The 13,361-nt window shown below is 51.9% G+C and carries 13 protein-coding genes and 1 tRNA gene; 9 read left to right on the top strand and 5 right to left on the bottom strand.

The genetic code is table 11. The features are described 5' to 3' along the window. Position 1 precedes the first annotated feature (1 nt). Both hyaB and hyaA read right to left on the bottom strand, forming a co-directional pair. Positions 2-1,795 (bottom strand): Ni/Fe-hydrogenase large subunit, encoded by a 1,794-nt coding sequence (gene hyaB / locus ABZJ92_RS12355; RefSeq protein WP_000107384.1) that lies wholly within the window; start codon positions 1,793-1,795, stop codon positions 2-4. Then, positions 1,792-2,910: a hydrogenase 1 small subunit gene (gene hyaA, locus ABZJ92_RS12360; protein WP_001058323.1), complete on the bottom strand. Its 1,119-nt coding sequence runs from the start codon at positions 2,908-2,910 to the stop codon at positions 1,792-1,794. Before hyaA ends, hyaB begins: the two co-directional genes overlap by 4 nt. A gap of 425 nt (positions 2,911-3,335) precedes the next feature. Here hyaA and ABZJ92_RS12365 point away from each other — a divergent pair. From ABZJ92_RS12365 to tusE, 3 genes are all read left to right on the top strand, one after another. Next, positions 3,336-3,423 (top strand) — tRNA-Ser (locus tag ABZJ92_RS12365). Between the two features lie 206 nt (positions 3,424-3,629). Then, positions 3,630-4,289, top strand: a complete 660-nt coding sequence (gene yccA / locus ABZJ92_RS12370) for an FtsH protease modulator YccA (protein ID WP_000375134.1) — start codon at positions 3,630-3,632, stop codon at positions 4,287-4,289. 90 nt (positions 4,290-4,379) lie between these two features. Beyond that, a complete protein-coding gene (gene tusE / locus ABZJ92_RS12375; RefSeq protein ID WP_000904442.1) occupies positions 4,380-4,709 on the top strand; it encodes a sulfurtransferase TusE in 330 nt (109 codons plus the stop codon). Here tusE and yccX read toward each other — a convergent pair. Next, on the bottom strand, positions 4,706-4,984 hold the full coding sequence (yccX, locus tag ABZJ92_RS12380) for an acylphosphatase (RefSeq protein ID WP_000034173.1): 279 nt from the start codon (positions 4,982-4,984) through the stop codon (positions 4,706-4,708). The genes tusE and yccX overlap by 4 nt on opposite strands. A gap of 94 nt (positions 4,985-5,078) precedes the next feature. On the opposite strand from yccX, the gene rlmI reads away from it, so the two are divergent. Together rlmI and hspQ are read left to right on the top strand one after the other, a co-directional pair. Then, complete coding sequence (gene rlmI / locus ABZJ92_RS12385) at positions 5,079-6,269, top strand: 23S rRNA (cytosine(1962)-C(5))-methyltransferase RlmI (RefSeq protein ID WP_000116288.1); 1,191 nt, start codon at positions 5,079-5,081, stop codon at positions 6,267-6,269. 57 nt (positions 6,270-6,326) lie between these two features. Continuing rightward, positions 6,327-6,644, top strand: coding sequence for a heat shock protein HspQ (gene hspQ, locus ABZJ92_RS12390; protein ID WP_001295356.1), 318 nt, complete (start codon positions 6,327-6,329; stop codon positions 6,642-6,644). A gap of 44 nt (positions 6,645-6,688) precedes the next feature. Here the strand turns inward: hspQ and ABZJ92_RS12395 are convergent, their stop codons facing one another. Beyond that, on the bottom strand, positions 6,689-7,102 hold the full coding sequence (locus ABZJ92_RS12395) for a CoA-binding protein (protein ID WP_000665217.1): 414 nt from the start codon (positions 7,100-7,102) through the stop codon (positions 6,689-6,691). A gap of 172 nt (positions 7,103-7,274) precedes the next feature. On the opposite strand from ABZJ92_RS12395, the gene ABZJ92_RS12400 reads away from it, so the two are divergent. After that, entirely contained in the window at positions 7,275-7,937 is a 663-nt protein-coding gene (locus tag ABZJ92_RS12400) for a DUF2057 family protein (protein ID WP_000847791.1), read from the top strand. 95 nt (positions 7,938-8,032) lie between these two features. After that, on the top strand, positions 8,033-8,491 hold the full coding sequence (mgsA, locus tag ABZJ92_RS12405) for a methylglyoxal synthase (RefSeq protein ID WP_000424181.1): 459 nt from the start codon (positions 8,033-8,035) through the stop codon (positions 8,489-8,491). A gap of 31 nt (positions 8,492-8,522) precedes the next feature. Here mgsA and helD read toward each other — a convergent pair whose 3' ends face one another. Further along, the gene (gene helD / locus ABZJ92_RS12410) at positions 8,523-10,577 is read right to left on the bottom strand and encodes a DNA helicase IV (protein WP_005047455.1); all 2,055 of its coding nucleotides are present in this window, start codon (positions 10,575-10,577) and stop codon (positions 8,523-8,525) included. Positions 10,578-10,699: 122 nt separating this feature from the next. On the opposite strand from helD, the gene ABZJ92_RS12415 reads away from it, so the two are divergent. After that, a complete protein-coding gene (locus tag ABZJ92_RS12415; protein WP_001261235.1) occupies positions 10,700-11,146 on the top strand; it encodes a YccF domain-containing protein in 447 nt (148 codons plus the stop codon). 9 nt (positions 11,147-11,155) lie between these two features. Next, positions 11,156-13,321 (top strand): YccS family putative transporter, encoded by a 2,166-nt coding sequence (yccS, locus tag ABZJ92_RS12420; protein WP_000875054.1) that lies wholly within the window; start codon positions 11,156-11,158, stop codon positions 13,319-13,321. The last annotated feature ends 40 nt before the right edge of the window (positions 13,322-13,361 follow it).

Here is a 13,361-nt window from a genome sequence, read left to right on the forward strand (position 1 = left end):
GTTAACGCACCTGCACGGAGATCAGCTCGCTACCGTCGTCGCCCAGCACATGAGTTGAACAGGCGAGGCACGGATCAAAGCTGTGCAGAGTACGCAGTATCTCCAGCGGTTGCTCGGGGATCGCCATTTTGGTGTTCATCAGCGCCGCTTCATAAGCGCCAATCTGCCCTTTGGGATCGCGCGGACTGGCGTTCCAGGTGGTCGGCACCACGCACTGGTAGAGATCAATCTTGCCATCGCGAATGGCGGCCCAGTGGCCTAACGCTCCGCGCGGCGCTTCGGTAAAGCCGACGCCACGGCACTCTGTCGGCCAGGTTGCAGGTTCCCATTTTTCAGTGGAAGCAGTGGCGAGATTGCCGTTTTTCAGGTTGGTCATCAGCTTGTCGAAGAAATACTGCAACTTACCTGCGGCCCACTGCGCTTCGTGCGCGCGGCACAAAATGCGGCCCAACGTTGACTGGATACCGGAAAGCGGCAGGTTCAACGCCGACATCATGCGATCGACCGACTCAACGGTCGCAGCATCGCCTTTGTGATAAGCGATTAACGTGCGTGCCAGCGGCCCCACTTCCATCGCGTTACCGCGCCAGCGTGGCGCTTTGATCCACGAGTAGCGTTCCTGTTCATTCAGCTGCTGAATGTTGGTATCGCTGCCTTTGACATCGCCGGGGTTGTACCACGGGTCGGTAATGCCATCGAATGGATGACGCCCGACCTGATCGTTGGGATAACGATACCAGGCGTGATCGACAAACTCCTGCACCTGCTGCGGATCAACCAAATCCACTGGCAGCACATTGTTGAAGTCGCCGTTAATCACCGCGCCGCCAGGCATCAGCAGACTTTTCTCACCAAAGTCGTTGGCAATATCCGGGAATGCGCCGTAGCTGAGGACACATTTATCAGAAAGACCCGTGCCGATTTCGCTCCACGGTTTGTTGAACTGACCGATGGCTAAGGCGTCGGGGATCATCACGTTGTTAATGAAGTCTGCCGTGCGGGTGATAATCGACTGCACCAGGTTCAGGCGTTCCATATTGACCGCCCCGACCGCGCCGCTTTCGTCAATGTTAATGGCGCAAGGCATCCCACCGACAATCCAGTTTGGATGCGGGTTTTTACCGCCAAAGACCGCGTGAATTTTGACAATTTCACGTTGGAAATCGAGAGCTTCGAGATAGTGGGCAAAGCCCATCAGGTTGGCTTCTGGCGGCAGTTTGTACTGCGGGTGCCCCCAGTAGCCATTGCGGAAGATCCCCAACTGCCCGCCTTCAACGAATTTCTTCAGGCGATTTTGTACGTCGAAGAAATAGCCAGGGGATGATTTCGGCCAAGAGGAGAGACTTTGCGCCAGTTCGGAGGTTTTTCGCGGGTCGGCTTTCAGCGCATCTAACACGTCGATCCAGTCCATCCCGGCAAGCTGATAGAAGTGCACCAGATGATCGTGGCACCAGAGCGTTGCCAGCATAATGTTGCGGATGATATTGGCGTTGTCCGGCACTTTAATACCGATGGCATCTTCGATGGCGTAAACCGAAGCCAGGGCGTGTACGCCAGTACAGACGCCGCAGATACGTTCAACGAACGCCCACGCATCGCGCGGGTCGCGCCCTTGCAGGATGATCTCCAGCCCGCGAAACATGGTGCCGCAGGAGACGGCATTGGTGATCACATTCTGATCGTTAATATTCACTTCACAGCGCATGTGGCCTTCGATGCGCGTAATCGGGTCGACCACCAGGCGGCGTCCGGCATTATTGATGGTGTATCCCTGAGTTTCGTACTGAGTGCTCATGCCTGTTTATCCTCATTGCCTGGCTGATGTTCGGTTTCTGTAGGTTGCTGGTTATGACGTCTGCGTTGGTCAACGGCGCTGGCAACTGCGTGCACACCAACAGCTGCTGCCACCACGCCAAGCGCGGTTAAACCGACGGTATCGGCGGTGGAATGAGTACCCATTTGCGGAATATCGACCACGCGGCTGTAGAACGAACCGCGATCCCAGAAACCATTTTCCGCACAGCCCAGGCAGCCGTGACCAGACTGGATTGGGAAAGAAACGCCATCATTCCAGCGTGTGGAGGAACAGGCGTTATAGGTGGTAGGCCCTTTGCAGCCCATTTTGTACAGGCAATAACCTTTGCGGGCAGCGTCATCATCCCAACTCTGGACGAACTCTCCGGCGTCGAAGTGAGCGCGGCGATAGCATTTATCGTGGATACGCTGACCATAAAACATCAGTGGACGACCCATTCTGTCGACATCTGGCAAGCGATCAAAGGTCACCATGTAAGTAATGATGGCGCTCATCACATCCGGGATCGGCGGGCAGCCAGGTACTTTGATAATGGGTTTGTCGGTGATGACTTTGTCGATAGGCGTTGCCTGTGTCGGATTAGGTCGCGCGGCCTGCACGCAGCCCCAGGACGCGCAGGTTCCCCAGGCGATAATCGCGCTGGCTCCGGCAGCGGCACGTTTGAGTTTCTCAATAAACGGTCGACCGCTGCTGATACAGAACATCCCCTGCTCGCCCAGCGGCGGATTACCTTCTACTGCGAGGATATATTTGCCATTATATTGCGTGATGATGTCTTCAAAGACTTCTTCCGCCTGGGTTCCGGCGGCAGCCATCAGGGTATCGTCGTAATCGAGGGAAATCAGGGAAAGGATGACGTCCTTCGCCAGTGGGTGAGCGGAGCGGATAAAAGATTCGGTACAGCAGGTACATTCCAGACCGTGGATCCATACCACCGGAATGCGCGGTTTGTTCTCCAGCGCCCAGGCAATCTTTGGTGCCATTCCCGCGCCTAATCCCAGCGACGTGGCAGCCAGACTACAATATTTGAGAAAGCTGCGCCGGGTAACGCCCTGACGCCGCATGGCCTGGTAAAATGTTTCCTCGTTATTCATATCGCACGTCTCTTCTCCTAGCAACACCGGCAGGACACCGGGCGCTTATGGTCGGCAAGCGACGTCCCTGTAGCAAGGCAAACCATCGCTTCACGTGAGATGCTGAAAACGAAAGCTCATCCTTCTGCACTGGCACACGTCGCCAGAAAGTATTGTTAATAAAGCGTAGTGAAACTTTTGCACAAAACAATACAAACTGTGTGGATTTATCTTTTAGCGATAAAAATGGACCTATTTTTCTTTAGCCGGGCGATGGGGATGTTTAGCCGGTTGCTAAACGAGTAAAAGAGAAGGAATTCATGGTGATGAAATGATCAATCTGCTGTTATTTCACGCTATCAATGCACTTTTGGCTGTTTTTCAGGCAAACAAACAAATTAGGGGTTTACACGCCGCATCGGGATGTTTATAGTGCGCGTCATTCCGGAAGTGTGGCCGAGCGGTTGAAGGCACCGGTCTTGAAAACCGGCGACCCGAAAGGGTTCCAGAGTTCGAATCTCTGCGCTTCCGCCAAATAAGATAAGGGGTTAGCTAAACGCTACCCCCTTTTTCTTTTGCCTGTCGGAATTCTCAGGGCGTTATATTTGCTTAATGACCTGATAATCCGCTGTTAAACCTGTTCCAGATCAAATGCGTAAAGATGGGTAAAACTTCTGGGTGCCCTTACGCATTATCATTATGCTGCTTAATTAATTACATCTGTCATAGAGAGTGACTCAATGGATCGTATTGTTAGTTCTTCACATGACCGTACATCACTGCTTAGCACCCATAAGGTGCTGCGTAATACCTATTTTCTGCTGAGCCTGACGCTGGCCTTTTCGGCGATTACCGCAACTGCCAGTACGGTGCTGATGCTGCCATCTCCGGGTCTGATTCTGACTCTGGTGGGTATGTATGGTTTGATGTTCCTGACCTATAAAACGGCGAATAAGCCGACCGGGATTATCTCCGCATTCGCCTTTACCGGTTTTCTGGGTTATATCCTCGGACCAATTCTGAACACCTATCTGTCTGCCGGAATGGGTGACGTAATCGCTATGGCACTGGGCGGAACGGCGTTAGTGTTCTTCTGCTGCTCTGCATATGTGCTGACCACCCGCAAAGATATGTCGTTCCTCGGCGGTATGCTGATGGCGGGTATTGTGGTGGTACTGATTGGTATGATTGCTAATATCTTCCTGCAACTGCCTGCTCTGCATCTGGCGATCAGCGCGGTCTTCATTCTGATCTCCTCTGGCGCTATCTTGTTTGAAACCAGCAACATCATTCATGGCGGTGAAACGAACTATATTCGTGCCACGGTTAGCCTGTATGTTTCGCTGTACAACATCTTCGTCAGCCTACTGAGCATTCTGGGCTTCGCCAGCCGCGATTAATCTCACCCGCTAACACTTTCATAGCCTCGCTTTATGCGGGGCTTTGTTTTTTGTTACACTGCCGCCAGTCTGATTAAGGTAGTAATAATTATGCTGATCTTCGAAGGTAAAGAGATAGAAACGGATACCGAAGGCTATCTCAAAGAAAGCAGCCAGTGGAGTGAACCGCTGGCAGTGGTGATTGCAGAGAACGAAGGGATTTCGCTGTCGCCAGAACACTGGGAAGTGGTGCGTTTTGTACGTGACTTCTACCTGGAATTTAATACGTCTCCGGCGATTCGTATGCTGGTAAAAGCGATGGCGAATAAATTTGGTGAAGAAAAAGGTAACAGCCGCTATTTATACCGACTGTTCCCGAAAGGCCCGGCTAAGCAAGCCACCAAAATTGCTGGCCTGCCAAAACCGGTAAAATGTATTTAACGGATACGAAAATCGGTTAATTCCCCCGAGGGATGATGCGGCTCGCTGAGCACCCGTTCTACACGCGCAGAACGCGGGCCGCCACTCTTTAACCACTGCATTAATTTTTCTACCTGCCCTTCTTCACCGCAGGCAACCACTTCCACGCTGCCATCGTCAAGATTTTTGGCGTACCCGGTTAAGCCCAGTCTTTTCGCTTCGTACTGTGTGGTGTAGCGAAATCCTACGCCCTGAACTCGCCCGTAAATCCAGGCAATTATGCAGATTTTCGACATTGCTGCTCTCCTTATCCTTAATGGACGCGTTGCAAATCCATGGAAAACTCCGGACAATGACGCCCATTTCTTTGCATCGACAGAAAAGTAAATTATGAGTGTACGTTTAGTGTTAGCCAAAGGGCGCGAAAAATCATTACTTCGTCGCCATCCGTGGGTCTTTTCCGGGGCCGTTGCCCGCATGGAAGGTAAAGCCAGCCTCGGTGAAACCATCGATATTGTTGATCATCAGGGAAAATGGTTAGCACGCGGCGCTTATTCGCCAGCTTCGCAAATCCGGGCGCGCGTCTGGACGTTTGACCCGTCTGAGTCTATCGACATTGCTTTTTTTTCCCGCCGTTTGCAACAAGCACAAAAATGGCGTGACTGGCTGGCGCAAAAAGATGGCCTCGACAGCTATCGTTTAATCGCCGGAGAATCTGATGGCCTGCCGGGTATTACTATCGATCGTTTCGGTAATTTTCTGGTGCTGCAACTGCTGAGTGCTGGCGCAGAATATCAGCGCGCGGCATTAATTAGTGCCCTGCAAACGCTGTACCCGGAATGTGCGATTTACGATCGCAGCGATGTTGCGGTACGTAAAAAAGAAGGGATGGAGCTGACCCAGGGCCTCGTCACCGGCGAGTTGCCGCCTGCCCTGCTGCCGATTGAAGAACACGGCATGAAGCTGCTGGTGGATATTCAGCACGGACACAAAACGGGCTACTATCTGGACCAGCGAGACAGCCGCCTGGCTACCCGCCGCTACGTTGAAAATAAACGTGTGCTGAACTGTTTCTCCTATACCGGTGGTTTCGCCGTATCGGCACTGATGGGCGGTTGCAGCCAGGTTGTCAGCGTTGATACCTCCCAGGAAGCGCTGGATATTGCACGGCAGAACGTTGAGCTGAACAAACTGGATCTGAGCAAGGCTGAGTTTGTCCGTGATGATGTCTTTAAATTGCTGCGTACTTATCGCGATCGCGGTGAAAAATTTGACGTTATCGTGATGGACCCGCCGAAGTTTGTTGAGAATAAAAGCCAGTTGATGGGCGCGTGTCGTGGTTATAAAGACATCAACATGCTGGCGATTCAGTTGCTGAATGAAGGCGGTATTCTCCTGACTTTCTCCTGTTCCGGTCTGATGACCAGCGATTTATTTCAGAAAATCATCGCGGATGCCGCAATTGATGCCGGTCGTGATGTACAATTTATAGAGCAGTTCCGTCAGGCAGCCGATCATCCGGTGATCGCTACCTACCCGGAAGGGCTATATCTGAAAGGGTTTGCCTGTCGCGTCATGTAACTTGAAATGTGGAATTTTACCCTTATATCAAAGGTAAAGATTTCCCGGGAGGTGACTATGATTGCCAGCAAATTCGGTATCGGCCAGCAGGTCCGCCATTCCCTGTTAGGTTATCTCGGAGTGGTCGTGGATATCGACCCGGTTTATTCGCTCTCTGAACCGTCGCCCGATGAGCTGGCGGTGAATGACGAGCTTCGCGCCGCTCCGTGGTATCACGTGGTGATGGAGGACGATAACGGCCTACCGGTTCATACCTACCTGGCTGAAGCCCAGCTAAGTAGCGAATTGCAGGATGAACATCCTGAACAGCCATCCATGGATGAGCTGGCGCAGACCATCCGCAAACAACTCCAGGCCCCGCGTCTGCGTAACTAATCCCTGAACAAATCCCCGGAAGGTTTTTGCCTTCCGGGGATTTTTTATTTGGCCAGACCCAGGCGAGGGATCTCAATAGCCGGGCAGCGATCCATCACCACATTTAACCCGGCATCCCGTGCCAGTACTGCCGCTTGCTCATTAATCACCCCCAGTTGCATCCAGAGGGTTTTCGCGCCAATGGCAATAGCTTCCTGTGCCACGCCCCACGCCGCTTCTGAATTACGGAAAACATCGACCATATCGACCTTTTCCGGAACGTCTGCCAGCGTGCCATACCCCTGCTGGCCCAGCAGCGTTTTGCCGGCAACTTTTGGCGAAACCGGAATGACGTGATACCCCTGGTCGAGTAGATATTTCATCACGCGATAGCTGGGGCGATCGGGTTTGTCGCTTGCCCCCACCAGCGCAATGGTGTGAGTGGACGTTAAAATGCCTGCAATATCGGTTTCTTTCATTATTTCCTCCAGACTGTTTAACAAAGTGTACGACAAAGCCGACATGCCAACCATGCAGCTAATACGAATGAATGAGAGCAAAAGCGGGAAATATGTCTATATGTTAGTAAGTATGATTAAAGAAAAATTTTGACACATTATTATTCGGGCGGTCTTTTGACAGGAGCTACCTATGAAAACCGGCATCGTGACCACCTTGATTGCATTATGTTTGCCGGTATCCGTTTTTGCCACCACGCTGCGGCTTTCAACCGATGTCGATCTTCTGGTACTCGACGGCAAGAAGGTTTCCAGCTCTCTGCTGCGCGGTGCGGACAGCATTGAACTGGACAATGGACCGCATCAGTTAGTGTTTCGCGTTGAGAAGACGATTCATCTTTCCAATAGTGAAGAACGGCTGTATATCTCCCCACCGCTGGTGGTCAGTTTTAATACCCAGCTCATCAACCAGGTCAATTTTCGCCTGCCTCGCCTGGAGAATGAGCGGGAAGCTAACCATTTTGATGCCGCGCCGCGCCTTGAATTGTTGGATGGCGATGCGACGCCGATTCCGGTAAAGCTGGATATTCTCGCCATTACCTCAACGGCAAAAACGATTGATTATGAGGTCGAGGTTGAACGCTATAACAAATCCGCGAAACGCGCTTCACTACCGCAATTTGCCACGATGATGGCAGATGACAGTACGCTGCTTTCGGGTGTTTCCGAGCTGGATGCTATTCCACCGCAGTCTCAGGTGCTCACAGAACAACGGCTGAAGTATTGGTTTAAACTGGCTGACCCACAAACGCGAAATACTTTCCTGCAATGGGCGGAAAAACAACCATCTTCCTGAGATTTTTGTGCCTGTGCGCAGGCTTTTTCGGTCTTTATCTTGCAGCGATAAGTGCTTACAGTAATCTGTAGGAAAGTTAACTACGGATGTACATTATGGAACTGACGACTCGCACTTTACCTGCGCGGAAACATATTGCGCTGGTGGCACACGATCACTGCAAACAAATGCTGATGAGCTGGGTGGAACGGCATCAACCGTTACTGGAACAACACGTACTGTATGCAACAGGCACTACCGGTAACTTGATTTCCCGCGCGACCGGCATGAACGTCAACGCGATGTTGAGTGGCCCAATGGGGGGTGACCAGCAGGTTGGCGCATTGATCTCAGAAGGGAAAATTGATGTATTGATATTCTTCTGGGATCCACTAAATGCCGTGCCGCACGATCCTGACGTGAAAGCCTTGCTGCGTCTGGCGACGGTATGGAACATTCCGGTCGCCACCAACGTGGCAACGGCAGACTTCATTATCCAGTCGCCGCATTTCAACGACGCGGTCGATATTCTTATCCCCGATTATCAGCGTTATCTCGCTGACCGTCTGAAGTAATATTGCACAGGTGGCAAACGCCACCTGTTTCTTACGGTTTTCTCGCCACCGGCACATCCAGATTTTTCAGTATTTCCACAAAGGGAGAGGGATTCTCTTTGTTAAACAGTGCCCATACCCGATGGCGTGCCCGGGTCAGCGCCACGTACATTAAACGCCGTTCTTCAGCGTCCGGGAAATCCTCAACCGGTGGCAGTAGCGCCTCTTCCATAATCGACTCCCGCGCCGCAGCCGGAAAACCACCACTCCCCTCCTGCAAGCCAACGATGATGACGTAATCCGCCTGTTGCCCTTTGCTGGCATGAATGGTCATAAAGTCGATTTGCAACTTCGGCCAGCGTGTTGCCGCTTTTTCCAGGCTGGCAGGCCTCATGTGATGGTAACGCGCCAGGATCAGAATGCGCTCTTCCGGTTTGGCATAACCAGAGAGCTTATCCAGCAAAGCGTCAAGTTGACTCTCATCCAATAACGTGACGGCTTTTTTGTCTCCATTGGTTAAGCTGTTTAGCGGCTTTTTCAGCTGGCCTGGGTTCTGCTGAATAAACCGGTTTGCCACCTCACCGATACGACTGTTAAAACGGTAAGTCGTGTCTAAATCACAGCGATCGCCTTCACCAAAGTTTTCATGGAAAGCGGTGGTGAGCGACATTTGCGCACCGCTGAATCGGTAAATCGCCTGCCAGTCATCACCAACGGCGAACAACGTCGTCTGACTGTTTTGCTTGCGTAATGCCGCTAACAACGCTGCGCGCTGCGGCGAGATATCCTGAAATTCATCAACCAGAATATGCTTCCACGGGCTGATAAAGCGGCCTTTCTCCAGAATCACAATCGCCTGATGAATAAGGCCCGAAAAATCGACAGCGTTTTCTGCCTTCAGCGCACCTTTCCAGGCTTTTAATAACGGGGCCATCAACTTGATACGTTTACTGAACAGATCGCGAATCTCTTCGGGTGCACTGGCAATCATTTCTGCCTGTGCACCACCGTGCATCCGCATCAGACTTACCCAGCGATCGAGGCGAGAGGCAAGGCGACGCTGTAATTTTTCATCATCCCAGAAGTTACCTTCTGGCACTGACCACTGCATTTCTTCCGTCAGCCATTGCCGCCAGCCCTTCGCCTGCGCTTTCTTTTCGCTGCATTGCTTGCGCCACTCAGCAATAAAGAGTTCATGACGGGCAGCGGTATCATTTTCCAGTTTGCTGACTATCGGAACTTTTTTGCTGCCCTGCTGAATAATATGCAGCGCCAACGCATGAAACGTGCGTGCGGTAATGTCTTCGGTATGTAGCCGTTCGCGAATCCGCTCGTCCATCTCTTCAGCGGCTTTGCGACCAAACGCCAGCAATAAAATTTGCTCAGGGGACGCTTCACCACGCGCCAGCAACCAGCCTGCACGGGCCACCAGCACCGACGTTTTTCCGCTTCCTGCACCAGCCAGCACTAACAGAGAATGCTCGCCATTAACGACTGCCCGGGCCTGCGCCGGATTCAGCGGTGAAGACTCGACCTGGCGGAAAAAATCCGCATACTCGGTAAGCATGGCTTCGGTATACGCCTGGTTATGCTGCAACCGAGCGCTTTCAATATCTTTCAACCAAGCCTGACATTTACGCCACGCCTCACGGCAGTTATCGAATTCTTCCAGTCGGTTAACCGGCAACGGCAACGCCGACAAAGCCTGGCGGATTTGTTGCTGAACGCCAGAGGTTTGCTCACGCGTCAGCCATTTATTTTCTCCAGTGCGCGTGGCAATCAAATCCAGTTGCTGGCGTAAAACACCAGACGCAATTTCGCTCATCTCGCCACTCCACCGCCGCCAGTGAGCATCAAGATGATGGTAAAAACGCTGCGTCTCGCCCCATTCTGTGCCGTGCAGACGCACCACTTTTTCGTCCGGCAGTACAAATTCCAGCTCGCCCCATACCAGACCGCGCTTACAGTGAATCGCCAGTAATTGATTGAAAGGAATAAGGTATTCGTGGCGATCGCCGGAGACTTTAATCCCGGCATTGAGGATCACCGCCCGATCGTAAGGGTGCTGTGCCAGACGTTTTCCAAGCGTTGTCGCTTTCAGTTCCATGACTCTGTAGATCCACACGAAATTATTTCTTATCAGTGTAACCGTCAGAGAAAACGTGCTCCAGCCCAAAAAAACGTTACAATTGCCGCCCATTACTGAAAACCACAGTAAAGCGAGGTTTTATGCGTACCGTTTTGAACATTCTGAACTTTGTGCTTGGCGGATTTGCCACCACTCTGGGCTGGCTGTTGGCGACTCTGGTCAGTATTGTGCTGATTTTTACCTTACCGCTGACACGATCCTGCTGGGAGATCACTAAACTGTCTCTGGTGCCTTATGGCAATGAAGCTATTCATGTCGATGAACTGAACCCGGCTGGCAAAAATGTGTTGCTGAATACTGGCGGTACGGTATTGAATATTTTCTGGCTGATTTTCTTTGGCTGGTGGTTATGCCTGATGCACATTGCAACGGGCATCGCACAATGTATTTCAATCATTGGCATTCCTGTCGGCATTGCGAACTTTAAAATTGCCGCTATTGCACTATGGCCGGTTGGTCGTCGCGTGGTATCGGTAGAAACAGCGCAAGCTGCGCGTGAAGCCAATGCACGTCGTCGTTTTGAATAATCCACTAATATGGCCTTTATGCTAAGTCCTTTGCTCAAACGCTATACCTGGAACAGCGCCTGGCTGTATTACGCGCGTATTTTTATTGCGCTTTGTGGAACCACAGCGTTTCCGTGGTGGCTGGGTGATGTAAAACTGACGATTCCGCTAACGCTGGGGATGGTGGCAGCGGCGCTGACCGATCTCGATGACCGACTGGCGGGACGTTTGCGTAACCTCATCATTACGCTGTTCTGCTTTTTTATCGCCTCGGCCTCAGTAGAATTGCTGTTTCCCTGGCCCTGGCTATTTGCGATTGGCTTAACGCTCTCTACCAGCGGCTTCATTTTGCTCGGCGGTCTGGGTCAACGCTATGCAACAATTGCCTTCGGTGCATTGCTGATCGCCATTTACACTATGTTGGGAACATCACTGTATGAGCACTGGTATCAGCAGCCGATGTATCTGCTGGCCGGTGCCGTCTGGTACAACGTCCTGACACTTATTGGTCATCTGCTGTTCCCGGTCCGCCCGCTGCAGGACAACCTGGCGCGTTGCTATGAACAACTGGCGCGTTATCTTGAGCTCAAGTCGCGCATGTTTGATCCTGATATTGAAGATGAAAGCCAGGCACCGCTGTACGATTTGGCTCTCGCCAACGGTCAGCTGATGGCGACATTGAATCAGACGAAACTCTCGCTGCTGACCCGCTTACGTGGCGATCGTGGTCAACGGGGAACGCGTCGCACGCTGCATTATTACTTTGTCGCACAGGATATTCACGAGCGTGCCAGCTCTTCTCATATTCAGTATCAAACATTGCGTGAACATTTTCGCCACAGCGACGTGCTGTTCCGTTTTCAGCGGCTGATGTCGATGCAGGGCCAGGCGTGCCAGCAACTGTCACGCTGTATTTTGTTGCGTCAGTCTTATCAACATGATCCGCATTTTGAGCGCGCTTTTACGCATATTGATGCTGCGCTGGAGCGGATACGCGATAACGGCGCACCCGCCGATTTACTCAAAACACTGGGATTTTTGCTGAACAATTTACGCGCCATTGATGCCCAACTGGCAACAATTGAATCAGAACAGGCCCAGACACTACCCCGTAATAATGACGAAAATGAGCTCGCTGATGACAGCCCGCACGGATTGAGTGATATCTGGCTGCGTCTTAGCCGTCACTTCACGCCGGAATCCGCCCTCTTCCGTCATGCGGTAAGAATGTCGCTGGTGTTGTGCTTCGGCTACGCCATCATTCAAATAACCGGAATGCATCACGGGTATTGGATCTTGCTGACAAGTTTGTTTGTCTGCCAGCCAAACTATAACGCCACGCGCCACCGCCTGAAGTTAAGGATTATTGGTACGCTGGTAGGTATCGCGATTGGCATTCCTGTGCTGTGGTTTGTGCCATCACTGGAAGGGCAGCTGGTGCTGCTGGTTATTACCGGCGTGCTCTTTTTTGCCTTCCGTAACGTGCAATACGCTCATGCAACGATGTTCATCACACTTTTGGTGCTACTGTGTTTTAACTTACTGGGTGAAGGTTTTGAAGTAGCGTTACCTCGCGTAATCGATACGCTGATTGGTTGTGCCATTGCGTGGGCGGCAGTGAGCTACATCTGGCCTGACTGGAAGTTTCGCAATCTGCCGCGAATGCTCGAACGCGCCACAGAGGCCAACTGTCGCTATCTCGATGCCATACTGGAGCAATACCATCAGGGGCGTGATAACCGTCTGGCGTATCGTATTGCCCGCCGCGATGCACACAACCGTGATGCTGAACTGGCGTCGGTGGTATCAAATATGTCCAGCGAACCGAACGTTACCCCGCAAATTCGCGAAGCCGCGTTTCGCTTGCTGTGCCTTAACCATACGTTTACCAGCTATATCTCAGCCCTCGGTGCTCACCGGGAGCAGTTAACTAATCCTGAAATTCTGGCGTTTCTTGATGACGCAGTTTGCTATGTTGATGACGCGTTACATCATCAACCTGCTGATGAAGAACGCGTCAATCAGGCATTAGCTGGCCTGAAACAGCGGATGCAGCAACTTGAACCACGGGCAGATAGCAAAGAACCTCTGGTCGTACAACAAGTTGGGTTATTGATTGCATTACTGCCAGAGATTGGTCGTCTGCAACGCCAGATTACAGTCCCAACATCCGGGCGAACTGGCGTGTTTCATTAGCCCGGTAGCATGAACCATTATCCGTCAGCCACTCCACTGG

Source organism: Shigella sp. FJ200513 (assembly GCF_040495915.1).
Classification (GTDB): Bacteria; Pseudomonadota; Gammaproteobacteria; order Enterobacterales; family Enterobacteriaceae; genus ECMA0423.